Raw genomic sequence first — 24528 nt, 5'->3', positions numbered from 1 at the left:
CAAATTCAATAGGCCGAGTCACTACTGGATGCGTAGTGCGAACTAACCCAAAAGAAAAGGAACATCAAACATGGCTATTGAGACTCTGTACGAATCTGATGCAGACCTGACCATCATCCAGGGCCGCAAGGTCGCCATCATCGGCTATGGCTCCCAGGGCCACGCCCACGCTATGAACCTGCGTGATTCCGGCGTTGAGGTCGCCATCGGCCTGCGCGAAGGCTCGAAGTCCCGCGATAAGGCTGAAGAGGCTGGCTTCAAGGTTTTCAGCAACGCTGAGGCCGCCAAGTGGGCTGATGTCATCATGCTGCTGGCACCGGATACCTCCCAGGCGGCGATCTTTACAGAGGATATCGAACCGAACCTGGAGGACGGCAACGCGCTGTTCTTCGGTCACGGCCTCAACATCCACTTTGGCCTGATCAAGCCGGCGGAGAATATCACCATCGGCATGGTTGCTCCGAAGGGCCCGGGCCACCTGGTTCGCCGCCAGTTCGTTGACGGCAAGGGCGTTCCCTGCCTGATCGCAACCGAGCAGGATCCGAAGGGTGAGGGGCGCGAGCTGACCCTGTCCTATGCTGCGGCCATCGGCGGTGCCCGCGCCGGCGTTATCCCAACCACCTTCAAGGATGAGACCGAGACCGATCTCTTCGGTGAGCAGGCGGTCCTGTGCGGTGGCGTGGAGTACCTGATCATGAACGGCTTCGAGGTCCTGACAGAAGCTGGCCATGAGCCTGAGATGGCTTATTTCGAGGTCTGCCACGAGCTGAAGCTCATCGTTGACCTCATCGTTGAGGGCGGCATCAAGAACATGAACTACTCCTGTTCCGACACCGCTGAGTTCGGTGGCTACCTCTCCGGCCCGCGCGTCATCGACGCTTCCGTGAAGGAGCGCATGAAGGATGTCCTCACTGATATCCAGGACGGCACCTTCGTCAAGCGCCTCGTCGCCAACGTTGAAGGCGGTAATAAGGAGTTGGAGGAGCTGCGCGCCAAGGTGAACTCCCACCCGATTGAGCAGACCGGCTCCCAGCTGCGTGACCTCATGAGCTGGGTCAAGAATCCGTTGGATGCAACTGCCTAAACTGCGCTTCGACTAAAGAATCCCGTTGGCCACTGGTCAGCGGGATTTCCTTTTGATGTGATGTTCGCACATAAACGGGCATGTTCCCACATTTAGTTGTAGGCTCGGGGCCATGGGTTTCTCTACGCCAAGCTATGACCTTAATGACCTTTTCGCTCGCATCGATCGCGGTGATATTCAGCTGCCCGATTTCCAGCGCTCCTATGCCTGGGATGAAGACCGAATTCGATCGCTGATCGTCACCGTCCTGCGCGGCTACCCGCTCGGTGCATTCATGGCCTTGGATACCCGCAATGAAGCCATGCGCTTTCGGCCACGGCCTCTCGCGGGCGCGCCTAACACGGGGGTGAACCCCGGCCTGCTCCTGCTCGATGGGCAACAGAGGCTCACCACCCTGTATCACTGCTTCCGCGGTGAGGGCTTTGTGGATACCACCGATTTCCGCTCCAAGAAAGTCTCCCGCAAGTACTTCGTGGACCTGCGCAAAGCTACCTCCGAGGACATCATGCCGGATGAAGCTGTCTTCGCCATCAACCAGCACGGCGAACTGCGCTCCCACTTCGCGCCGAACATCGAGGGCACCTTGGATAGTCGCGAGGCCGCAGTGCAGGCGTGCTGCATCCCGGTTTCGGCGTTGCTGAGTGAGGAAGGCACCAGCATGCTCTTCGAGCTCGCCGCTGCCAACGATGGCGCCACCCGTGACGTCGTCGCTGCCTTCAATAACCGGATTCTACGGCCCCTGTCCGGCTACACGGTTCCGATGATTCGCCTCTCCCGCGAGACGGCGAGCTCGGGAATTGGCTCCATTTTCGCTCAGGCTAACTCGGCCGGTTTGCAGATGGACGTCTTCGATCTCCTGACGGCTGTCTTTGCTTCTGAAGATCCGGACTTTCACCTGGCGGAGGATTGGGCAGGCGTCGAGAAGCAGCTGCGTGCCTTCCCCGCGCTCGACGGCATCGGCCGCAACGAGTTCCTTTCGGCAGTTTCGCTGCTGGTGTCCGGGGAGAAGGGGAACGCTGGCGGCCAGCGCGAAGATATCTTGCAGCTGTCACTGAATGAGTACCGCAAGGCCTCGCAAACCCTGGTGATTACTTTCCGTGAGGTCGCTGAGTTCTTGGCCGAGCGCTGCATTCTTTCCCTTGAGCAGGTGCCTTATTCCGAGCAGATCATTCCGCTGGCTGTCATCCTTGCGCGCCTGGCAGAAAAGAAGGGCGTGCTGTCCAGCCAGGACGCATGGGACCGCCTCAACCAGTGGTTCTGGAGCGGCGTCTTTGGTGAGCTTTATGGCTCTTCTGCAGTGAGGCTGCGCGCCGCGCGTGATGTCGATGAGGTCACGGCGTGGGTCGCGGGTGAGACCGAGGATGTCCCGAAGACTGTGCGCGATGCCTCCTTCCGCGAGTCCCGCTTGTTGTCTGTGGGGGAGCACGACGGGGTATGGCACGGCCTCTATGCTCTGCTCATGGCACGCGGCGCGAAGGACTGGCGTACCGGCCGCCCGTTCAACCGCCACAGCTTCGAGGAGCTGCAACCAGGCTTCTTCCCGGTCTTCCCGCTTCGTTGGTGTGAGCGCCACGGCGTCAGCGGTGTGCTCGCCAACTCCGTGCTCAACCGCACGCCGATGGGCAAGCGCACAGAAGTTGTCCTCGACGGGCACTCGCCGGAACGCTACCTGCCGCGCGTGCAGTCGAAGTCAATCATGGAAGACGCCGAGTTCGACAGCGTGCTGGCCTCCCATGACTTAGAGCCGGAGCTGCTGACTGCGAAGACTGCGCATCAGTTCTTTGCCGATCGCCGCGAGCGTTTCGTGGGCATCGTTGAGTACGCGCTCAACAAGAAGGTTGTGCGCGACGTGGATGAGGCGAACCTTTCCGGCGGCGAAGAGGGCCCGCAGGCCTTTGCACGTTAAGGTGTCGTTGCTGGGTGCACTGCGTGTCGTGCCTGTAGCGCTGCTGCTGGGCATGAGCGCGCTTGCGGCCGTGGGCTGCTCCTCGTTGGGGCGCGGTGAGCCAATCCTGACGCAGGACATTGCCGCCCGCCCTGAGGCGGAGATTGACCTAGCCCGCGCGAGCGAAGAAAACCGTCTGCGGCTTATTGACCCGCAATTCGCCAACGAGGTTACGGTGGTTGAGGACCGCTGGGGAATTGACTCCGCGCGTTTGTTCTTCAAGGAAAGCAATACGCTGATCTTGGCCGAAGACTCAGATGCCGCTGCCCTGCGGGCCGCGACGCTGAGCGTATCGCAGCGCGTGCCAATGGTGACCTACGATTCCTCGATTCGCCCGCAGATCTCGCAGCTGCTTACCGACCTTGACGTTGACCAGATCCTCGTCATCGGGGATGTCCCATGGGCTAGCCACAATGGCGAACGCGAAGTGGTGCATGATCCGGGAAACACCAAGGCGCTGGGGGAGTACACCGCATTCCGCTTTGAATCCAAGGTGGTGGTGAATCGCGAGCGCATGGTGGACAGCATCACCCGCCTAGATTCCTCAACCAAGACGGAGTTGAAGGCCGCGTGGGAACCCCTGTCGCAGCACCTTACGAAGGAAAAGATGCCAGCGATTCCTGCCCAGGCGCGCCGTGATGCGCAGATGGCACCGGTGATCGTTGCGACGAAGGACAGCCCTTTAGCAAACGTGGTGAACGCCACCGCGTATGGCGGTACGGTGTTCGTGATGGCGCAACCGGATCCGACGGCAACGAAAGCCGGCGCGGCGATTACTGCGGGGTTGGCGGATGGCCCGATCGTGGCCCTCGGGCCGGAATTCGGTTCAGTGACAGAATTCACGCATAAAATCGCTCAGGGCTGGAAAGAATAAACTACACTTCTCGGCATCCACATTTCAGACTAGTGAAGGAAGTTATGTCGAAGCCGGTCGTACTTATCGCCGATAAGCTTGCAGAATCCACCGTCGATGCTCTCGGGGACACAGTTGAAGTCCGCTGGGTTGACGGTCCCAACCGCGCGGAGCTGCTTGCCGCGGTGCCGGAGGCAGACGCCCTCCTCGTCCGCTCCGCTACGACCGTGGACGCGGAGGTGTTGACCGCAGCGAAGAACCTGAAGATTGTGGGGCGTGCCGGCGTCGGCTTGGACAACGTTGATATCCCCGCTGCCACCGAGCGTGGCGTCATGGTTGTCAACGCGCCGACCTCCAACATCCACTCCGCCTGCGAGCAGGCGATCGCGCTGCTTCTCGCCACCGCACGCCAGGTTCCGGCGGCGGATCAGTCCCTGCGCCAAGGTGAGTGGAAGCGTTCCTCCTTCAAGGGCGTTGAGGTATACGGCAAGACCATCGGCATCGTGGGCTTCGGCCACATCGGCCAGCTCTTTGCCCAGCGCCTGCTGGCATTTGAGACCACCGTCATCGCGCACGACCCTTATGCCAACCCGGCCCGTGCGGCAGCGCTGGGCGTGGAATTGGTGCCCCTTGAGGAGCTCATGTCTCGCGCTGACTTCGTGACCATTCACCTGCCCAAGACTCCGGAGACCGCCGGTATGTTTGACGCCGAGCTCCTGGCGCAGGCCAAGAAGGGGCAGATCATTATCAACGCTGCCCGCGGCGGCCTCGTGGATGAGGCAGCCTTGGCTGCTTCGATCAAATCCGGTCACCACCGCGGCGCCGGCTTCGATGTTTATGCCTCCGAGCCGTGCACGGATTCCCCACTCTTCGAGCTTCCGCAAGTTACCGTATCCCCGCACCTTGGCGCGTCTACGGTCGAGGCTCAGGACCGCGCGGGTACCGATGTGGCTGCCTCCGTGCTCAAGGCACTGGCCGGCGAATTCGTTGCCGATGCCGTCAACGTCGAAGGCGGCCGTGTCGGCGAAGAGGTTGCCGGCTGGTTGGATCTGACACGCAAGCTGGGCCTCGTCGCAGGCAACCTGTTGGACGCTGCGCCGGTTGCCGTCGAAGTGGAGGCTTGCGGCGAGCTGGCCAACGAGGATGTTTCGGCTCTTGGTTTGTCCGCTGCTCGCGGGCTGTTTTCTGGCGTGGTCTCGGAGACCGTTACTTTTGTGAACGCGATGCAGATCGCCGAAAGCCGCGGCGTGAGCGTGGACGTCAAGACCAACGTGGAATCGAAGGGGCACCGCTCCTCCGTGAGGGTTAAGGTTATCGGCCCCGACGGCTTGGTTTCGCAGCTCACTGGTGCCCTGACTGGCATCGACGGCGTCGAGAAGATCATCCGCATCAATGGCCGTGGCGTCGACATGCGCGCAACGGGCCGCAATCTCTTCTTCTCCTACAAGGATGCCCCGGGTGCCTTGGGTACTGTGGGTACGAAGCTTGGCGCTGCCGGCATCAACATTGTGGCGGCCGCATTGACCCAGGGCAAGGATGTCTCCGATGCAGTCCTTATCTTGCGAGTTGAGCGCGAGGTACCGGAAGAGCTTGTCGAGGAAATCAACGCGGCGCTGGGTGCTACCTGCCGCCAGCTTGATTTGGATGCCTAGTCTGGACAGCTAAACCTTTCATCCCAGCCCCCGTGAAGGACCAAGAACGGTTCTTTGCGGGGGTTTCGCCGCCCTCCAGGCAGAGGGAGTGGTACTCTCACAAATATCCAATATGTGAGAAAGGAATCCCGCAAAATGAAACTGGCAGTGATTGGCGGCGATGGAATCGGTCCCGAGGTAACCGCGGAAGCACTCAAGGTCCTGCGCGCGGTGCGCCAGGACGTTGAGGTTACGGACTATGACCTTGGTGCACGACGCTACCTGCGCAACGGGGAGCTGCTTACCGACGCCGACCTGGCCTCCCTGCGCGAACACGACGCCATCCTGCTCGGCGCCATTGGTGCGCCCGGTGAGGTTCCGCCCGGCGTGCTTGAGCGCGGCTTGCTGCTGAAGATGCGTTTCGCCCTGGACCATCACGTCAACCTGCGCCCCTCCAAGCTGTACCCGACGTCCACCTCTCCGCTGGCAAACCCAGGCGATATCGACTTCGTCGTTGTCCGTGAGGGCACCGAAGGTCTGTACTGTGGAAACGGCGGCACGCTGCGCGAAGGTACTGAACACGAGGTGGCCTCGGAGGTCTCCCAGAACACGCGCTTCGGCGTTGAACGCGTGGTGCGTAATGCCTTTCAGCGTGCGATGGGCCGCCGCAAGCACGTGACTTTGGTGCACAAGACCAATGTCCTTGTTAACGCCGGTGGCCTCTGGCAGCGCACGGTGGACGAGGTTGCGAAGGAATTCCCCGAGGTCACCGTAGATTACAACCACATCGATGCCGCAACGATCTACATGGTCACCGACCCAGCGCGCTATGACGTCATCGTGACCGACAACCTCTTCGGCGACATCCTGACCGACTTGGCGGGAGCAGTCACCGGCGGTATTGGTCTGGCTGCCTCCGGCAACATCGATGCCTCCGGCGCTAACCCCTCCATGTTCGAGCCGGTCCACGGCTCCGCGCCGGATATCGCAGGCAAGGGCATCGCGGATCCCACCGCGGCTATCCTGTCGGCGGCCATGCTGTTGCGCCACCTCGGGGATGAGGAGAACGCCGTGCGCATCGAAGAGGCCGTGGCTGCCGACGTCTCCTCTCGCGGCGACGCACAAGCGCGCACCACCGAAATTGGTGATCGAATCGCCTCCGCGCTCAGCGCCTAGCCCTGTATGGTTGGCGCATGAGCGTCGAAATAGACGAGGTCACCAGCTTCCTGGCCAAGAATGAGCCTTTCTCCCACTTGCCGGAGGAAGAGCTTAACGCGCTGTCCTCACAGTTGAGCATGATCTACCTGCGCCGAGGGGATATCCCCATCAAGCTGGGGCAAGAAAATGCCAACCTGCACATCATCCGCACCGGCGCGATTGATGTGCTGGGGGAGGACGGCATGCTGCTAGACCGCCGCGAATCCGGCCTCACCTTTGGCTATTCCACGCTGCAGGGGGAGCCTCACTCCGCTTATGAGATGGTCGCGGTGGAGGACAGCCTCGTCTTCACCCTGGCGCAGGAGGACTTCAGCGAGTTGTCCCGCCGGAACCCCGACATTGGGCGATTCTTTTCAGCGCAATCGCGCCAGATCCGCGCCGCAGCGCGCGAGCTTTCTGAATCCACTTCGACCGACGTTTTACGCACGCCGCTGCGAGAGCTCATTCGCGCCGACATACTGACTGCGCCGGCTGCCACTACCATCCGTGAAGCCGCGATGCTGATGACGGACCGCGGTGTGTCCTCACTGCTCGTTGTTACACCGGGTTCAGATTCAGCCAAGCATCTTGCCGGCATTGTGACCGACCGTGATCTGCGCACCCGCGTGCTCGCCGCGGAGCGCGACCCTGCTGAATCGGTGGGGGAGATCATGACGCCTCAGCCCCTCACGGTGTCGGCGGATGCCCCGGCCATGGAAGCACTCTTGCACATGGCCGAGCGCGGAATCCACCACCTGCCGGTGGTTAAAGAAGGCAGCCTACAGGGAATAGTCACGCAATCGGACATCACGCGGCTGCTCTACAATGATCCGGTCTACCTCGCAGCAGATCTCTCGCGGCGCGCCAATGCCGCTGAGCTTAGTGAAGCCTTCAGCGAAGCCACGCTTCTTGCCGGGCGTTTCGTGGAACGCGGCTCTACGCCGGCGGAAGCGTCCAGCCTGGTCACGCTGGCCGCCGATGCGGTAGCGCGCCGTCTGTGCACCCTCGCCGAGGAAGAACTGGGTCCTCCGCCAGTGGAGTATGCCTTCGTGGCCGTGGGTTCGCAGGGGCGGCGCGAGATGGCGCTGGCCTCAGATCAAGATAATGCGCTCGTCCTCGCGGATGATTATGATGCCAACGCGCACGGCGAGTATTTCGCACGGTTTAGTACCTTCGTGTGCCAGGGCCTTGCCGCCGCCGGTCAGGCTCTGTGCCCAGGTGACATGATGGCCATGAACGCCGAGTGGCGGATGACGCGCTCCCAATGGATCGACACCTTCCGCAAATGGATCCGGGACCCCCAACCGGAGGCGCTGCTCAACGCCCAGATTTTCTTCGACTTCCGCGTACTCTACGGAAGCGAGGAGCTGGCCCTCGAGGTCCACACTGCCGCCGTGGAGATGGGCAAGGGTGCGACGCGCCTGCACGCCCACCTGGCTAGCTTGGCCGCGCGCCGCGAGCCGCCACTGACGCTCTTCCGCGGACTCGTGGTGGAGCGCGATGGCGACTATGCACATACCCTCGACATCAAAAAGGGAGGTACCGCGGGTATTGTCCAGATGGCCCGGCTCTTTGCCTTAGCATCCGGCTCCACGGTTGTGGACACCCGCCAGCGCCTAAGCGAAGCCGCCGGGAACGCGGTGAGCCGCCGCGGTGCACAGGAGCTTCTCGACGCCTTCGACTACCTCCGATCCCTTTCCTTCGAGCACCAGGCCCGACAGTTGCGGGAAGGGCACAAGCCGGATTACCACATTGACCCCAAGAGCTTGGGGCGGATGGATCGCGAGCACCTGCGCGATGCTTTCCGTGCGATCAAATCCATGCAGAACGCGCTTGCCACCAAGTACCCGGTGAGGAGTATCTAGATGTGGAGCCGGTGGAGCCGCCGCGCGGATTGGGGCGCGCCCGCACGAAGTACCCCGCTCGAAGAGCTAGGGCTACTCGCCGTAGATATGGAGACCACGAGTCTTGATCCGCGCACAGGAAAGATTGTTTCTATCGGGTGGGTACCGGTGAACGGCGGTGTTATCGACTTATCTGGCGCCGGCTATACCGTGGTGCGCGGCGCGAAGGTGGCCGAAGATGCACATGTCCATTTGCTCACCCAAGACAAAGTCGATGCCGGCGAGGAACGCGAAGTGGCGATGAAGCAGTTGCGAAAGGCCCTGAACGGCCGAGCGCTACTCGCTCACTTCGCGCCTGTGGAGGTGGGCTTCATAGAAGCGGCTTCCAAAGAGATATTTGGTCAGGTCCCTCGGCTGAGCGTGGTTGATACCTTTGCTATCGAGCGGCGCCACATGGAACGCATGGGCACTTATCCGCGCGGCGAGGACCTGCGGCTTCCCCGAGTTCGCGCGAGATACGGTTTGCCACGCTATGGCAATCACAATGCGCTGAGTGATGCTTTGGCCTGCGCTGAGCTATATCTAGCACTGCGGGGGAGCACGCGGGCGGTGACCTTGGGGGACGTCGCCAAGCGCTAGGCGGCCGAGCGGGCGTTGTACCACAGGTTGGACGCCTGCAGTATCATCGCGTTCTTTGCAAGCTTTACACCTAGCCCCTGAACGCGAGTGAAAAACCCTTGCGAGTAGTATGGCCGTCATGCGTTTAGGACGAATTGCTCACACCGAAGGTATTTGTTTCGCCATCATTGATGGCCCCGCCGACGCCCCGCTTGACCAGCTGGTGGCCAAGGAAATCTCCGGCACCCCGTTTACCCCGCCGGAGCCAACTGGCCGCGAGTGGCCGCTGAGCGAGGTGCGCTTGCTGGCGCCGACCCTGCCCACCAAGGTCGTGGCGCTTGGCCGAAACTACGCCGACCACGTGGCTGAGGTCTTCAAGGAATCCGCGGAGCACCTGCCGCCGACGATCTTTATTAAGCCCTCCACCGCGGTCATTGGCCCTGGTGCCCCCATCAAGATCCCGGAGTTCGCCACCAACGTGGAGTTCGAGGGAGAGCTCGCGGTGGTGATCTCAAAGGTCTCGAAGAATATTGATCCGGAGAAGTGGCGGGATCACGTCGTTGGCTACACCATCTGCAACGACGTTTCTTCGCGCGACCTGCAGTTCCAGGATGGCCAGTGGGCACGTGCGAAGGGCATTGACACCTTCTGCCCGCTGGGCCCGTGGATCGAGACGGACCTGGACTGCATCGACCTCGATGACCAGAAGATCAACGCTTACCTGACCCACGATGGCAAGCGCGAGCAAAAGCAGGATTCCAACACCGACCAGATGATCGTGAAGATGGGCGGCATCATCGCGGAGATCTCGCAGTCGTACACGCTGCTGCCCGGCGATGTCATCACCACAGGTTCCCCGGCTGGTACGGCGCCGATGGTGCCGGGCGATACCATCGAAATTGAGATCCCCGGCGTGGGCAGCCTGACCAACCCGATTGAGCGCGCCTAAAGGCCGAGTGCTTTGAGAATGGTGCGCAACTTCGCCGTGGTTTCCTGAAGCTCGGCCGTCGGGTCGGAATCCACGACGATTCCGCCGCCCGCCCACGCGCGGGCGGAGAGCCCATCGCCGGCCACCTCGGCGCAGCGGATGGCCACCATGTACTCGCCATCGCCGGAGTCATCGCACCAGCCCACTGCACCGGCGTAGAAGCCGCGGTCGGCTTCGGCGGTTTCGATCAGCGCTTGCGCGGCTTCCGTGGGGGTACCGCAGATAGCGGGGGTGGGGTAGACCAGCTCGGCCAGTTCGAGTGCCGTGAAATTCGAATCCTTCAGTGTTCCCGCGATCGGGGTCCCCAGATGCCACATCTCGTTCGTGGAGGTCAGCTGCGGGGTGGTGGGGGCGTCGAGAGTCCTGCACAGCGGCTGCAGGATCCGGCGGATGTGGTCCACGACGAAGGCATGCTCGCGCAGATCCTTGCCTGAGTTTTGGAGGTCTTGACCGGCCTTGATATCGCGTGCCTTATCGGCCTGGCGGGGCGCCGAGCCAGCTAGGGGGAAGGCCGTAACCGTTGATCCTTGCTTCTTAATCAACACTTCCGGGGAGGAGCCCACGAGCATAGAACCCGGGCGCCCCGCCGGCGAGAGGTCGGCGATGAAGCCATCGCGGTGCGAGGATAGATCGATCAACCGCGCGGCCACGAGGAGTGGATCCACCGGAGCATTGAACTCAATGTCAACGGCGCGAGCAAGAACCACCTTGTCCAGTTTGGAGGCTTCGATCGTAGCGATGGCGGCCTCAATGCGGCGCAGGTGCTCTTCCGGCTCCGGATCAAAACCGGTCACGCGCGCATTGAGCTTGCCGCTGCGGTAGTAGGCATGGGGCTCAAGAGGCCCGTCCTCACGAATGATGCTGCGCGGCACGGTGAGCGCAGCTGGATCACCCTTGTGAAAGGGAAGTGCCCCGACGACCATGGGCGCGCTGCCGGCACGTAGTGCGGACACTGCATCATCGACATCGCTAAAGGTGGTGGTTGAACCTTGGGTACGCACAGACCCCGTCGCGCGGGACAGGAGGAAGTCGGGGGCGGTAGAGGGTCTGTTTTCACACATAAGGAATAACTCTAGTTCCTTCCGCTGCTAGCGCCGAAACCAGATCCCTTGCTTTTGTGATATGACCGGTATCGAGGTGCTAGTCGCGATTGCGCGGGCGGAAGAACTGCACGGCAACAAACAGCCCGATACCAAGTAGCAGGGCCAGGGAGCCCATGCCTGCGAGAAAGCCTGCCCAGAAGCCGACCATCGGTGCTCCATAGCTCATGGCCTGGATGTTTTCGGCCTCAGCATAGTCTTCGTTGGAGTCGGACGCAGAGTGCTGTTGCTGTGCTTCCTGCTTTGCGCCGCGTTCCCGGTTGGCAGCGGTGTTGCGCGTGGAGCCTTTTTCTCCTGAGGAAGCAGTGCTTGGCGACGCCCCACGGTGTGCCGAATCTCTCTGTCCTTGCGCTGTGTGGGCTACACCGTTCTGTGTCGAGTTTTGGGACTGCGACACTGAGCGCTGGCCATCAGCTGGGCGTTCAGTACTGGGCTCTTTTGACGTTGATGATGTTCCCGGTTGTGCTTTACTGCGTGCACTCGGACGCGTGGAGTGCCGCGAATCTTGAGCCCGACTTGTTTCGGAGGGCTTTCCACCGTTGAGGAGGGTATCTGCCTCCTTGAGTGTTTTGTCCATAGTCTTATCCAACTGTGCGATGGACTTGGAGGTGTCATTGATGTCCTTGGCCAGTTGCTGCGGCCGGTTCTTCGGGCTGCCCGAGCCAGCATTGTCGCCTTCGCTGGAGTCCCACTCCAATTCGCAGATGTCGGAGGCATCGGCGTTGCCGACCAAGAACGGTACGTCGATGGAGTGCTCGGAGCCATCGTTGAGCGTGAACGTGAAGGTAGCGGCGTATGCTCCCGGTTCGGTGAAGATTATCCCGGTGTGGCTGTGGAAGTGATCGGGGTAGTCCCAAGTGATATCCGGGTTATCTGAATCAAAGAGCACGGTGGGTTCAGCGCCCACAGAGTTCTGGAAACCCACCATGCGCCCGCCGTCCGGCGCGGCGTGCAGCGTTAAGGATAGGGTGGCGTCGGCTGCCGCAGCCTCGTCGAGGTAGCTGGTGTTGAATCCAACCCACGGGATATCCGGGTTCTGGGTTTGGGGAATCTGCCAGCCTTTCGATGGGATGTCGTTGCCTGCGGATTCTTCAAAGGCGGCGTTGCTGCCCACCTCCACGTAAAACTCGCCGGAGGTGTAGTCCTTGCCTGACTCGTCATCGCGGGCCAAGAAGGAGAGGCTTCCAGAATCCCCGACCAATGCTAGGTCTTGGTGTCCACGGGTAAAGGCGTGCAGGGAGTCGGCATCGCAGGAGGCCTCGCTCGCGTGCTCTTCGGCGAGGGCTGGCGGTGCAGCGGCCACCAACGGCGGTGTGCTGAGAGCTAGTGCAGCGACAGCGGTCAGGGTAAGCGGGCGGAAGCTCATACGTGTCATATGGAAAGAGTTCATGCGGACAAGGTCTCCTTCGAGGTGTGTGATTGCGAGGTGGATGCCGCGTCGCGGCGGGAATGCAGTAGAGGGGAGAGTGCCCACGCCACAAGGAAGCAGGCGGTGAGCAGCAGCACGATGGTTGCGCCGGCGGGAAGATCGATGGCCCATGCAAGGTAGATTCCGAAGAAGCTGCCCAGCGAACCGATCACCGCGGAGGCGACCATCATTGACCCCAGCGAGTCACAGAGCAGCCTGGCGGTCGCGGCTGGGGTGATGAGGAGGGCCAGGACGAGGACGTTGCCGATGGTTCCCACGGAGATAACCACCGCGCCCGTGACGCAAAGGTAAAGCACGATGTCTAGGACAAAGACGGGAAGCCCCATGGCACGGGCAGTCTCTTTGTCTAGGCAGGTGGCTGTGAGCTGGGGGCCGAGGAGCAATACTGTGGCCACGATAAGCACCGAGACGGTGAACGCGGTGTAGAGATCAGCGTGGGAGACACCCGTCAGCGAGCCGAAAAGAAAGCTGGTGAGCGAGGCCGTGTAGCCCTCCACGCGTGAGATGATCACCATGCCGAGCGCAAAGGAAGCGGCAAAGAAGATGCCGATGACGGAATCTTCGCGCACAGTTCGCCGCTGGGAGAAGCACGCGATGAGCACGGCCACCGCGCAACCCGCCACGGCGCCGCCCAGCAGTACTGACCCGTGAAGTGCGAAGGCGATGGCCAGTCCCGGAAACACTGCGTGGGACACTGCATCGCCGATGAAGGCCATTCCACGCAGCACGACGTAGCACCCCACCACGCCGCACACGATTGCGGCGAGAAGGGAGATCCCTACTGCGCGGGCGAGGAAGTCCAAGTGCGGGTTGGTGAGGTCTTGGAAGAACTCAACTAGCGAGATGTCGATCATGCCGCCACCCCAATCGCGGAGAGCAGGGGTGAGGAGGCTGAGACCCCGAAGGTGGTGCTCCACGGCTGCGGGGTTGCGCGCAGGCTTTCCGCCGGGCCGTCAGCGATGATGCCCCGGTTGAAGAGCACAAGCCGTGAGCAGGAATGCACGGCCTCTGAGAGGTTGTGCGTGGACATGACAACGCTGGTGCCATCCGTAGTGAGCTTGTCAAAGAGAAGCAAGAGCTCTTCGGTATTGGGGGCGTCGAGTCCGGTGAAAGGTTCGTCGAGAAGCAGCACCTCTGGTTCGCAGGCTAAGGCGCGGGCGATGAGGACGCGCTGGCGTTGCCCGCCGGAAAGTTGGGCTATAGGACGCCGTGCGAATTCTTCCAGGTTGGTCAGCTCGATGGCGCGCCGTGCGGCCTCCTTATCGAGGCGCCCTGGGCGCCGGAACCACCCCACTAGTCCAGTGCGCCCACTCAGCACCGCCTTGGCCACGCTGATGGGGAAGTCCCACTCCACGTCGTGGCGCTGCGGGACATAGCCAAGCGAGGTGGTCACGTCGATGGTCCCGGTAAAGGGCACGAGGCCTAAGACAGCGCGCATGAGCGTGGTTTTGCCAGCGCCGTTCGGGCCGAGGAGGCCGATAAACTCGCCAGGGTTAACAGAAAAGCTTGCCCCGTCGATGACGCGGCGGCCGGACAGCGATACGGACAGATCATTTACCGTAATGAAGGGATTAGCCACGCCGCCCACCCTTCGCGCGCACGACCGCGATGATGGCACCGATGAGCACAAGGACGCCTACGCCCGCGAGCACCCAGATCCACGTCGGCACCGATGCCGACATAGAGCCGGACGTGGTGGAGGACTCGGCATTCGGGTCCCATTCCACGGCCTGTGCTTGCGCAACGTCGGCGTCATCGCCCACAGCGAAGGTCAAGGTGGCTTCGGCAGCTACCTCTTTTCCGGCGCTTTCTCCTGCGCCCTCGCCGCTCATGCGGACCCGGATCTGGTGAATGCCGGGCTCGGTGAACACCCAATTGGCGTGGGTATGAGTGCCCAAGTCCACCCAGAAGCCTTCTGAGTCCCCGGTTGCTGTAGACCACAGCAGCTGAGGTTCTTCGAAGCCGCCGTTTTGCAGGAAGAGGGAGAAGTCACCCGGGCCTTGGTGCCCGAGGAACTCCATGGTCACTCCTCGCTCAACATTGTCTGCCAATGAGGGAGCTTGGGTATTCCAGCCCAACCACGGAACGTCAGCCTGCTCCGTTTGCGGTACGACCCACACCTGCGAGCCAGGTTCTGCGCCAACGAAGGAGAATGCCTTGTCCTCCGGCAGAGTCAACAGGGCGTTGTCACCCACCTGGAAGACCACATCCTCGGGCTGGCGCCACACGGGTGTTTCAGCCGAATCATCGCGAGCGAGGAACTCAGCTTGGCCTTCGGAGAGCAGGAGCCCTAGGTCGACGTGGCCGTGATCGATGGTGGCAGCCGTTCCAGGCGCGGCTACCTCTTCGTTAGAGCTGACCACCTGGGCGAGATCTCCGGCGAAGGCAGCTGCCGGTGCGAAAGCCAAGGCCGCGGCGGTAAGCGTTGCCGCAAGCGGCATAGTGACGGTTCGGATGGTGAGTTTAGACATGAGATTCCTTTGTTGTGTTGCTGAGACAGCGGTTGAGTGAGTGCGCGTTGAAGCGCAAGAGGTCGAGATACGTCGGAACGGCGTCATCAAGCGTGTCGCCGTAAATCGGGCATACAGCCACCCCGAGGGAATCGGCGGCTTCCCGGATGACATCCGCGCTGGCTTGTTGCGTTGGTTCTACGAATACGGCGGGAAGCTGGAGGTTCTCCAAGGTGCGGCGCAGAGCAATGACATCGCGCGGCGAGGGCTCGATGGCCGGGTTCGGAGTAACGAAGCCCGCGATATCAATGCCGTAGCCTTGCTCCAGGTAGGCGTATCCGTGGTGGGGTGTGACGAGGTGGCGGTTGCGCTCCGGGATGGCGGAGATAAGCCGTCTTACTTCGGCATCGGCTTCCCGCAACTGCGTGATGTAGTCCTGTGCGCGGGCACGGTAATCCGCGCCGTGCGAGGGGTCCGCCTGGGCAAGCTGTTCAGCGATGACCTCGGTAAAACTGACAACGTTGGCGGCGTTATGCCACAGGTGCGGGTCCACCTCACCGTGAATGTGCTTTCCTAACACCGCCTGCGGCAGGAGATAGGTTTCATCGCCTGGACGGCCTAAGAAACGGTAGGAGGGATCCGGCGGGATCTCCTGCAGCGCGGAGTTAGGCACGCGCAACACCGTGGTCTTCGGATCAAAACGCTCGCCTTGGTCCTCCAAATCGAGTTTTCCTGTAGCCATGTCAGCGGTGATATCCACGTGGCCCGCATCGAGCTCGTGCATCCCCTCAGGTGCGCTTACGCCCACCGCCACTGTGAACTCCTGCGGGGAGCCATCGTGAGCACCAAAGCTCATCCTGTAGATACCGGGCTTGCTAAAAGCCCAGGACACGTGCGTGTGGGCGTTGGCTGGCAGCGTCGTGGAATCCTCGCGCGGATCTATCCCATCGGCGGTGTTAAAAAGGACCTCTGGCGTACCGAATGTAGAGACCACGTAGGCGGCGGCATCGCCCGGGCCTTCTGCGTCGATCAGGCGCAGGTCGACGCTTGAGGTCCCCAGGGGCGCGTTGCGCACGCGCAACCCCAGCCACACGGCGTCGAGCGCGATGTTCTCCACCAGCGGGACCAGCTTCGCTCCACGCGTGGAAGCCTGATCCGCCACCTCCGTGACGGGCACATCCGACGACTCCTTCATGGACTTCAGCAAATTCTGTGGCTCGAGAAGAAACCCGTTGGACAGCAGTACGTCTGCGTTTGCGATGTCCCGCACCGAGCGCAGGCTCGGTTCAAAGGTATGGGGATCCTTTCCCGCGGGGATCAGGGTCGTCACCGTGGCGTCATGTCCGGCCACATGCTTGGCGACGTCCCCCAGTATCGGTGTCGTCGCCACCACCTTCACCTTTGCATCGTCTCCGCTGGCAGTGCTCGCGCAGCCACTCAGCGCTGAGGCACCGAGAGAGATGGCGGAAAGAATCGCGATGCACGCCATCCGAGTGCGTACTTTCCGAGGCATCAGTCGCGGCCCCTCAGCAGCGCGAGGCGCGCTAGCGCCAGGCCCAGCACAAGCATTCCCAGGCCGAGGATGCCGATGCCCCACGGCAACAGGTTTTGCCCGCTGTCGTAGTAGCCGGCCGCAGCCACCGTGTCCACATTCTCCCCGTCTGCGGTTTCGGCGGATCGGTGAGAAGGCTTGCGCTCCTTCCTTTCCCCGCGAGTTGTGCGGTCTTTACGCTCCTTGTTGTGGGCCTGTTGTTTGGTGTCTTTGGCACCGGCAGCGGTGGCCGATCCGCGGGCAGCGCCTCCAGAGCTGCCGGCTCCGGTGCTTCCAGCGTGAGAGCGTGAGCCGGAGTTGGAGGAAGCAGGTTGCTCAGGGGAGGCGGCGCCTTGCGCAGTCCCGTGGTCATCGTCGGCACCGTCAGTGCCATCATCGACGCTGGATTCCTCGTCCCCGGAATCCTGGGGAGCGGCTTCGCCGTCGCCGACGTCCCAGGTATAGGTGACCTGATTACTCGTGTCGCCGTTGGATTCAGCCTGAACAGTCATGGTGTACGTACCAGGTTCGCTAAACGCCCAATTGACGTGGCGGTGCGCCGGGTAAGCCTGATTGATGACGTCACCGGACACCAAGTCGAGCTCGCCGGCGTCCGTGACCGGTTGAATATCACCAAAGCCTGCGGTTTCGAAGATGAAAATGTCGCCGGGCCCGGTGACCTCAACAAATTCGAAGTTCACGTCCTTATATCCAGCAGATTGGGCCGCTTGCGTATCCCAACCCGGCCACAGGAGTGAGCTGTCCTGGGTCTGGGGGAGGTAGTACGTCGGTGTGCCGATGCCATCGATGCGCTCGGTCGCCTCGCTCCATGCCTCCTCAGCCACCTTGAGGGTGACATCGTTACCGGGCCTGATGACGCCACTACCAGTTACGTCTTCCTTCATCGACAGCGTCAGCTGACCATCCGGCGCGGAGACATAGAAGGCATCCACGTGCCCAGAATCTATAACCTCGCTTTCGGCGCGGGCAGTCGCTGGAAAGCCAAAGACGGCCACGAGAAGTGTCACGGCGATGGCGCACACGGCGGCATTGAATGTTTTCAGCGGTGCGGAATGCAATCGAAGTGTCCTTTCTAGCGGTGAAGTAGACCGTTGAAGCGGGCCTCGATCTGGGCTCTGTGGTCGTTGTAGAAATTGAAGAGGCGTTGGAAAATGAGGGCCACGACGGCCGGAAGCACTAATCCCCACAGGCTGTCGAGCTTGGGCTTAGAGGACGTCATCCCCTTATCTCCACTGGGTTTCGTGTTTCCTGGCTTCTTACCGCCGGGTGTGTTGGTGCCTTCGCCTTCGCTTCCTTCCTTTGAGCTTGCGCAGTCCTTGATTGCGGCGTCGCCAGCCGCGACGGTGAGCACCTGGGGTGCGGAGGCAATTTCTTTGCCATCGGTGGTGGTAGCCGTGTAGCTGACTTCGAGTTTGTAGATACCCGGCTTGGTAAAGACCCAATTGCTGTGGGTATGCGAGGCAAAAGTGGTCTCGATGGACAAGTCCCCCTCCGCTGAGTTGATCAGCGGGGTAAAACCTTTGCCTAATCCTTCAGTGGTGAAGAGCCCAATTTCTGCGCCTTCAGGCTTCTCGACGGGCTTGATATTGAGCATGACCTTGCCGTCTTTGTAGTCCTTGTAGTTGAGAGCTTGGGTGTTATATCCCGGCCAGATGATGCTCTGCTCTTGAGTCTGGGGGAGGAGGAAGAATTTCTCCTTGCCCAGGTAGTCGAATTCCTTGCCGTTGAGCGCGGCAGGGCGGGAGCGCAGGGCGTTGTCGTGTACTGCGAGGACGACGTCGTCAAGCGGGCGCTCAACGGTCTTCTTATCCACGATGGCCGTTTCATCCTTGAGGCGGGTGAGAAACTTATCGCCGTCACGGGCTACCGCAATATCGACGTGTCCGTGGTCGAGCACTGCCTTGTCGGCGCAGACACCGGTGTTGTCGCCGGGTTCGGGCTGAGGAGTGTTATCTGGGGCTGGCGCAGGAGCCTGAGCCCCAGCGCCGAGTTTGCCCACGCGCTCGTACGTTTTTCCGAAAGCGAAGTTGTCGGTCAGCGTGATGCTGCCGGAGTCTTGCGTGATGCTTGGGTGCGGAAGAATATCGAGGCGCACGGTATTGCCGTTGAAGTTTGCATCGGCACCGACGACAAATTCCGCGCGGCCGCGGGTGATAGTGCCGTCGAAATCGATGTCCGGAAGCGAGCTTCCCTTACTAAAGAAGCCACCGTGCACGTAGCCTTCCAGGTTTTTATCGGCTGCCTCCAGGATGATGCGGGTGGCGTCTTCGCCCTCCGGAATGGCGCGCGCGGACAGTCCCGTGTCAGATAGCGAAACCTCTTCTCCGGAGAAGAGTTGACGGGGGTTGGTCGTCTCCTCCCAGGACTCCGCGGACGTCTTCGAGGAGGTAGAAAGCTCAGCGTTTTCAGAATAGGCGAGCTCCTTGCTCACCCAGCGCGGGCTGCCGTCCTCCGGGGTGTACACAGCTTGGATTGTTGAGGCCTCGGGCCCTAAGAATTCATCGAAGTGTGCCTTGCCATCTTTCACGGCTAGATCGGTGAGGAAGTAGCCGTCGATAAGCAGCGTGAGCGTGCCGTTACTGCCCCCAGTGAAGTCGATGGAGGAAAGCCGCTCATCTCCATCTTTGTCACGGGACTTGGCAGGGGAGATGCGCAGGCGGTAGTCCTTCTGGCTAGCATCCCCTCCGGATGCCTGTTCGAAGCGCTTCTTGAGGGAGGGAGTGCTGTGGTCTGACGGGCGCTGCCCGCCGACCTGAATGGACGTGGTTGTCGGCTTGGAGGAAATGAACTCGCCGTCTTTGTTTCGCGCGGTGGTTTGGTAGGTGAGCTGGTAGCGCCCGGGTTTGGAAAAGACAGTGAAGTTGTGGGTATGCGTGCCACTAGTCAGCCACGCGGAGTGAGGTGCGCCCTCCGACGTGCCAAAGAATCGTTGAAGCCCTCCAGGGCCGGGGTAGTAGCCAAACATCTCTACTTCGCCCGGTCCATCGACGCTTAACAGGTCGAGGGAGGCGATGTTATCGCGGAAGCTGTCGACAGGCAGCTCAGTGTCCGCGCCAAAGCCCATCCATACCGGGTCCAGGCTGCCCTGCACGCTGGCAGGGGCCATGTAATAGGTTTCGCCCGGCTTCCCCAGGAAGGAGAGCGCAGGGTCTTCAGGCACGGTGAACTGGTATTGGTTCGTGCCGTTTTGGTCCCAGCCTTTGCCTACCCACGTGACGGTGTCGGCGAGGTCGTGGTCAGACTCGGCTGAATGGCTCTTGAGGTTAAGAGAATCGTCTTCCCAGAATGCTTTGGGGGAATCGATGTGCGTTTTGGTGGCCACGTGTTTGCCGTCGTCAGGGCCGGCTACGGCGGTAGCGGGGGAGAAGAGAAGTGTGGCGCAGGTAAGCAGCGCCACGGAGCGAGTTCGAGCCACAGTGTGGAACCTTTCTTCAGTTCTGTCGAGAGAATTTCACTATAGGGAATGGAAATCAATTCCGTTTGGGTCGGATTGAAATCCCAGTTCGCACTTAGTGGAAACCGGGTTCAATTACCCCCAAGTGGGGCGGGCGGTGCAGCAACTCGGCGCTGAACTACGATGGTTGACATGACTGAAACAACTTCCGACGTCCGCGTACGTTTTTGCCCGTCGCCCACAGGAACGCCCCACGTGGGCATGGTCCGCACGGCGCTGTTCAACTGGGCCTATGCCCGCCACGCCGGCGGCAAGCTCATCTTCCGCATCGAGGACACCGATGCCGCTCGTGACTCCGAGGAGTCCTTCCAGGCCATCATTGATTCGCTGAACTGGCTCGGCTTGGGCTGGGATGAAGGCGTCAATGTGGGTGGTCCGGACGAGCCGTACCGTCAGTCGCAGCGCATGGATATTTATGCTGATGTCCTGCAGAAGCTCAAGGATGGCGGCTATGTCTACCCGGCTTATTCCACCAATGAAGAAGTGCAGGCGCGCCACAAGGCAGCCGGCCGCGACCCGCAGCTTGGCTACGACAACTTTGACCGCGACCTCACTCAGGAGCAGATCGATGCCTTTGAGGCGGAAGGCCGAAAGCCGGTGTGGCGCCTCCGCATGCCGGACAGGGATTGGACTTGGAATGACCTGGTGCGCGGAGAGCTGACTTTTAAGTCGGAGACCCAGCCGGATTATGTGGTGGCCCGCTCCAATGGCGCACCGCTCTACACGTTGGTTAACCCCGTCGATGACGCGCTCATGGGGGTTACGCACGTGTTGCGCGGCGAAGATCTGCTGTCTTCCACTCCGCGCCAGCTCGCCCTCTACGAGGCGCTCATTGAGTTGGGCATTGCCAAGCAGACCCCGGAGTTCGGCCACCTGCCGTTCGTGATGGGTGAGGGCAACAAGAAGCTGTCCAAGCGCGATCCGCAGTCCAACCTGTTCAACCACCGCGATGCGGGCATCATCCCGGAGGGCATGCTCAACTACCTGTCCCTGCTGGGCTGGTCCCTTTCCGCGGACAAGGACATCTTCTCCGTCGATGAGCTCATTGCCAACTTCGATGTGCACGACGTCCTGGGCAACCCCGCCCGTTTCGACCAGAAGAAGTTGGAAGCCATCAACGCCGACCACATTCGTTTGCTTGAGCCGGCTGACTTTGCCCAGCGCCTGCGGGATTACCTCACCGAGTACACCGACTTCCCTGCGGATTACCCGGAAGACAAGTTCGCCTTCGCCGCCGACCTGGTGCAGACCCGCATTAAGACGCTGTCTGACGCTTACGGGCTGATGTCCTTCCTGACCACGCCGGACGCTGAGCTGGAGCTCGACGCCAAGGCGGCCAAGAAGAACCTCAAGGAGGAGGCTGTTCAGCCTCTCGAGGTCTCCATTGCGAAGTTGGAGGAGCTCGGGGAGTGGAAGACCGAAGAGATTGAAAAGGTTCTCTCTGGCGCGCTTATCGACGACCTCGGTCTCAAGCCTCGCAAGGCCTACGGCGCCCTGCGCGTCGCGGTCTCGGGGCAGCAGGTTTCCCCGCCGCTGTTCGAGTCCATGGAGCTGCTGGGCAAGGAGTCCACGCTGGCTCGCCTTAAGGCAGCTCTGGCCGTGACGCCGTGGAGCGCTGAGTAGTCTCAGGCGCTAGTCTCACAGGCCTGTAATTTCGGGGCATTAAGAATCGTTCTTAATGTCCCGAAAATGCTATCTGGCCTGGCGATTTGTGTGTATCGGTGGTGCTGGATATAGTAATAAACCGTTGCAGCGAGCGGCGAGGGGTTAAGCCCCAAGCAAGTTCAAAGCGATAATGGCCTATGGTGTAATTGGCAACACAACGGTTTCTGGTACCGTCATTCTAGGTTCGAGTCCTGGTAGGCCAGCAGTGATAACTGCGCAAAGTGCAGCGGCACTTTGCAGTCAGCGGTCACAGTTCTATGCCCCGTTCGTCTAGCGGCCTAGGACGCCGGCCTCTCACGCCGGTAACACGGGTTCAAATCCCGTACGGGGTACCACTTAAAGAGTGGCAAGCATTACGTGCTTGCCACTCTTTTTCTTATAATTGGCGACCATGCACTTCTACATTGTTCATGGATACCAAGCCAGCCCTGACAGTCACTGGTTCCCGTGGCTAGAGCGACTGTTGACCGCCGATGGCCACACCGTTCACACCATCGCGCTGCCGGAACCGAACGCTCCGAAGCTCGATGAGTGGGTAGAGTCGATACGCAACGATATTGAGCGTCCAAACGCTAATACCTGCATCATCACGCATAGCCTGGGCGGCACCGCGTTGCTGCACTATCTCACGGCATTGGAGGGTGAGTGGGAGCTTCCTGGGCTCTTCATTGTCTCTGGGTTTGTGGAGAAGCTTCGTGTCATCCCAGAGCTTGACGAGTTTATTGGCCAGGCTCGCGTCGACGTAGCTGCTGTCAAACACCACATCGCGCACACAGAGGTCTTCGTGTCCACCAACGATGTCCTAGTAGACCCCGCTCTCACGCAGCAGCTTGCCGACGCACTCTCGGCCGTGTCCATCACCATCCACGACGCGGGACACTTTCTTGAAGACGACGGCTATACCGAGTTTCCACAGCTGGGGGATCGCATCACGCAGTGGCTGCGCAGCCTATAGGCCCGCAGTCATCGCTTTGAGCGCCTCGACGTGCTGCACGTAAGCTTGTGCACCCGCCTCGGTGAGCGTGACCCACACGGCGTCCTTGGCGCGCGTAGAGCCGTACTCCCGCGTGCGGCTTACATAGCCGTGGTCTTCGAGGTGCTTTAGTTGCTTGGAGAGCGTATCGGCGGGAAGCTCCGTAAGCTCGGCGAGTTGTCCGTACTTCATCTGCCGTCCTTCGGTGGCGCCGGCGGAGAAGAGTGTGGCGCAGATCTTGAGCCGATTGATGGGGTGGATGACTGGGTCTAGTTCAGGGGGCTGGTGAGATGCTTTCCTAGACATTGATGCCCTTTACGGCGGAGTTACTGTTCTCGTAAAGCATCCAGGCTGTCGCGCCAGTAACTATGACTCCGCAAGCGATCATCCACGGCCACGTGTCGGGGGTCGGTGTAGTTGACATGATCATGGCGAAGGGGAGGACTACCCGTGACCATGTCGCGCGATCGTTCCTCGGCCCCTTGTTGGGGTTGGGGCGAACAAAAGGGTTCGCGATTTTGTCCTTGAGGAGGAAACCGAGAATGAACGTCGGTATCAGGATAGCGAGTGTGTACCACCAGGACACCTTGGATAGCGCAAGACTGCTACCGATACCGAGCGCTACAAGTGCCACCGCCCACCAGCTTTGTGTCCAGGCGGTCCGCTGTTGGGCGTCTTGAATGATCTTGAGTTCATCGTTCATGGCCTGACTCCTTTGTTTGCATCTAATGCAAGTGTATCACTTGCATTAAGTGCAAGTAAGGGGTGCGGGCTGTTGTAATCAAGGAGTGGTGTGGTTGTGCCCCTTACCGGAGGGTTAAAAGTCCAAGTGTAAGCGGACTTGGGAAAGTTACCAGGGGGTATACCAGTGGCCAATTGGTCTAATCCCTTCCGCTATGCCTTTGGCGGTCATACACTGCAGGTATAAGGCATTCCCGACAGAAAGGAGAGCGGATGGCGGAAGCTGATAATCATCACTATCGCCGACGCGACTCTAGCAGATAATACGAGGCGGCATCGCCATAATCCACAACTTCTTAAAGCCAACATTCGAGCGAAGTAGGAGCCTTGCACCACATGCTGTTAGCGCACGTGTCCTCCCGAACCTCTAGCGATGACTAACGAGTGCTCCGGCCCCAGCTGCCAACGGCACGCCAGCGGAATAACCACTGATTCGATCCGCGCCCGGGCCCTGAGAGTCAATGATTTCATCGCAGTCGAAAGCGGCAACGAGGTTCGGGATTTTCTTTGTGTAAAAAGCCATACTAGCTGCCGATTTGTGCATTCTTTCGTCGATCCTATAGTGTTTAGCAAGTCCGCAACGGATAGCTAAACGAGCCCCGTTCGTCTAGCGGCCTAGGACGCCGGCCTCTCACGCCGGTAACACGGGTTCAAATCCCGTACGGGGTACAACAATAAAAGGCGGCGAGCATCATGCTCGCCGCCTTTTCGGTTTGGGCTAAAGACTAGACAATGAGGCCTAAACGACAAAACGTGTTGTTTTCCGGTGTGTCGAGTTAAACGACAGATTGTGTTGGTGGGGGTTGGGGTTTAGCGTATGTGACCTTTGCGTATTCCCATAGAGTGGTTGTAGGCAGTGTCGATGGCGCTGTCGTAGGTTGCTGGTCGGCCGTCTTCGTGGCCGCTGGTGGCTTGTGTTTCCTGGTTGGCTAGGGTTTGTGCTTTGGCGAGTGCGTCCTGGCCCCAGTTTTGCTGCCTGGCGATTTCTACGGGGTCGTCAGGCA

Annotated in this window: 21 protein-coding genes, 3 tRNA genes and 1 pseudogene; 13 read left to right on the top strand and 12 right to left on the bottom strand. The window is 60.7% G+C overall.

The window, feature by feature from the left end; all coding sequences use genetic code 11:
- Positions 1-70 precede the first annotated feature (70 nt).
- The 8 genes from ilvC (at position 71) to QP999_RS06940 (ending at position 10121) form a co-directional block, all read left to right on the top strand.
- On the top strand, positions 71-1084 hold the full coding sequence (gene ilvC, locus QP999_RS06975) for a ketol-acid reductoisomerase (protein WP_070685225.1): 1014 nt from the start codon (positions 71-73) through the stop codon (positions 1082-1084).
- A 112-nt stretch (positions 1085-1196) separates the two neighbouring features.
- The gene (locus QP999_RS06970) at positions 1197-2990 is read left to right on the top strand and encodes a GmrSD restriction endonuclease domain-containing protein (protein WP_070685223.1); all 1794 of its coding nucleotides are present in this window, start codon (positions 1197-1199) and stop codon (positions 2988-2990) included.
- Positions 2991-3018: 28 nt separating this feature from the next.
- Positions 3019-3903, top strand: a complete 885-nt coding sequence (locus tag QP999_RS06965) for a hypothetical protein (protein WP_118854827.1) — start codon at positions 3019-3021, stop codon at positions 3901-3903.
- Between the two features lie 44 nt (positions 3904-3947).
- Positions 3948-5534 (top strand): phosphoglycerate dehydrogenase, encoded by a 1587-nt coding sequence (gene serA / locus QP999_RS06960; RefSeq protein ID WP_284847963.1) that lies wholly within the window; start codon positions 3948-3950, stop codon positions 5532-5534.
- Positions 5535-5669: 135 nt separating this feature from the next.
- A complete protein-coding gene (locus tag QP999_RS06955) occupies positions 5670-6689 on the top strand; it encodes a 3-isopropylmalate dehydrogenase (RefSeq protein ID WP_284847962.1) in 1020 nt (339 codons plus the stop codon).
- Between the two features lie 17 nt (positions 6690-6706).
- Positions 6707-8575: a DUF294 nucleotidyltransferase-like domain-containing protein gene (locus QP999_RS06950; RefSeq protein ID WP_101736417.1), complete on the top strand. Its 1869-nt coding sequence runs from the start codon at positions 6707-6709 to the stop codon at positions 8573-8575.
- A complete protein-coding gene (locus tag QP999_RS06945; RefSeq protein WP_269948208.1) occupies positions 8576-9193 on the top strand; it encodes a 3'-5' exonuclease in 618 nt (205 codons plus the stop codon).
- A gap of 118 nt (positions 9194-9311) precedes the next feature.
- Complete coding sequence (locus QP999_RS06940; RefSeq protein WP_185963178.1) at positions 9312-10121, top strand: fumarylacetoacetate hydrolase family protein; 810 nt, start codon at positions 9312-9314, stop codon at positions 10119-10121.
- Here the strand turns inward: QP999_RS06940 and QP999_RS06935 are convergent.
- From QP999_RS06935 to QP999_RS06900, 8 genes are all read right to left on the bottom strand, one after another.
- Positions 10118-11221, bottom strand: a complete 1104-nt coding sequence (locus tag QP999_RS06935; protein WP_284847961.1) for an isochorismate synthase — start codon at positions 11219-11221, stop codon at positions 10118-10120. The genes QP999_RS06940 and QP999_RS06935 overlap by 4 nt on opposite strands.
- A gap of 79 nt (positions 11222-11300) precedes the next feature.
- Positions 11301-12650, bottom strand: coding sequence for a choice-of-anchor M domain-containing protein (locus tag QP999_RS06930; protein WP_284847960.1), 1350 nt, complete (start codon positions 12648-12650; stop codon positions 11301-11303).
- Entirely contained in the window at positions 12647-13543 is an 897-nt protein-coding gene (locus QP999_RS06925) for an anchored repeat-type ABC transporter permease subunit (RefSeq protein WP_070524407.1), read from the bottom strand. Before QP999_RS06925 ends, QP999_RS06930 begins: the two co-directional genes overlap by 4 nt.
- Positions 13540-14268 (bottom strand): anchored repeat-type ABC transporter ATP-binding subunit, encoded by a 729-nt coding sequence (locus QP999_RS06920; RefSeq protein ID WP_284847959.1) that lies wholly within the window; start codon positions 14266-14268, stop codon positions 13540-13542. The genes QP999_RS06925 and QP999_RS06920 overlap by 4 nt, the downstream gene beginning before the upstream one ends.
- Positions 14261-15160: a choice-of-anchor M domain-containing protein gene (locus QP999_RS06915; RefSeq protein ID WP_284847958.1), complete on the bottom strand. Its 900-nt coding sequence runs from the start codon at positions 15158-15160 to the stop codon at positions 14261-14263. The genes QP999_RS06920 and QP999_RS06915 overlap by 8 nt, the downstream gene beginning before the upstream one ends.
- The gene (locus QP999_RS06910) at positions 15153-16652 is read right to left on the bottom strand and encodes an anchored repeat ABC transporter, substrate-binding protein (RefSeq protein ID WP_284847957.1); all 1500 of its coding nucleotides are present in this window, start codon (positions 16650-16652) and stop codon (positions 15153-15155) included. The genes QP999_RS06915 and QP999_RS06910 overlap by 8 nt, the downstream gene beginning before the upstream one ends.
- Positions 16652-17749, bottom strand: a complete 1098-nt coding sequence (locus tag QP999_RS06905) for a choice-of-anchor M domain-containing protein (protein ID WP_070565369.1) — start codon at positions 17747-17749, stop codon at positions 16652-16654. The genes QP999_RS06910 and QP999_RS06905 overlap by 1 nt, the downstream gene beginning before the upstream one ends.
- 14 nt (positions 17750-17763) lie before the next feature.
- Positions 17764-20106: a choice-of-anchor M domain-containing protein gene (locus QP999_RS06900; RefSeq protein ID WP_284847956.1), complete on the bottom strand. Its 2343-nt coding sequence runs from the start codon at positions 20104-20106 to the stop codon at positions 17764-17766.
- A gap of 162 nt (positions 20107-20268) precedes the next feature.
- Between QP999_RS06900 and gltX the strand changes: the two genes are divergently transcribed.
- From gltX to QP999_RS06880, 4 genes are all read left to right on the top strand, one after another.
- Entirely contained in the window at positions 20269-21768 is a 1500-nt protein-coding gene (gene gltX / locus QP999_RS06895) for a glutamate--tRNA ligase (protein WP_284847955.1), read from the top strand.
- Positions 21769-21941: 173 nt separating this feature from the next.
- Positions 21942-22013: transfer RNA gene (locus tag QP999_RS06890), tRNA-Gln, on the top strand.
- Positions 22014-22069: 56 nt separating this feature from the next.
- Positions 22070-22145, top strand: a tRNA-Glu gene (locus QP999_RS06885).
- Positions 22146-22201: 56 nt separating this feature from the next.
- Positions 22202-22765: an RBBP9/YdeN family alpha/beta hydrolase gene (locus tag QP999_RS06880; protein WP_284847954.1), complete on the top strand. Its 564-nt coding sequence runs from the start codon at positions 22202-22204 to the stop codon at positions 22763-22765.
- Here QP999_RS06880 and QP999_RS06875 read toward each other — a convergent pair.
- The 3 genes from QP999_RS06875 to QP999_RS06865 form a co-directional block, all read right to left on the bottom strand.
- Positions 22760-23089, bottom strand: a complete 330-nt coding sequence (locus tag QP999_RS06875; RefSeq protein ID WP_284847953.1) for a transcriptional regulator — start codon at positions 23087-23089, stop codon at positions 22760-22762. The two genes, QP999_RS06880 and QP999_RS06875, sit on opposite strands and share 6 nt — an antisense overlap.
- Positions 23082-23486 (bottom strand): hypothetical protein, encoded by a 405-nt coding sequence (locus QP999_RS06870; RefSeq protein ID WP_070683080.1) that lies wholly within the window; start codon positions 23484-23486, stop codon positions 23082-23084. The genes QP999_RS06875 and QP999_RS06870 overlap by 8 nt, the downstream gene beginning before the upstream one ends.
- 405 nt (positions 23487-23891) lie before the next feature.
- Positions 23892-24047, bottom strand: a complete 156-nt coding sequence (locus QP999_RS06865; protein WP_154761985.1) for a hypothetical protein — start codon at positions 24045-24047, stop codon at positions 23892-23894.
- 73 nt (positions 24048-24120) lie between these two features.
- Here QP999_RS06865 and QP999_RS06860 point away from each other — a divergent pair.
- A tRNA-Glu gene (locus QP999_RS06860) sits at positions 24121-24193 on the top strand.
- 141 nt (positions 24194-24334) lie between these two features.
- Here the strand turns inward: QP999_RS06860 and QP999_RS06855 are convergent.
- Positions 24335-24528 (bottom strand): annotated as a pseudogene (locus tag QP999_RS06855) (IS1249 family transposase); the annotation flags it as partial.

Source organism: Corynebacterium sp. MSK004 (assembly GCF_030232515.1).
Classification (GTDB): Bacteria; Actinomycetota; Actinomycetes; order Mycobacteriales; family Mycobacteriaceae; genus Corynebacterium; species Corynebacterium hesseae.
The sequence above is the reverse complement of the archived record's forward strand: the minus strand, read 5'-3'. Positions and strand labels throughout refer to the sequence as shown.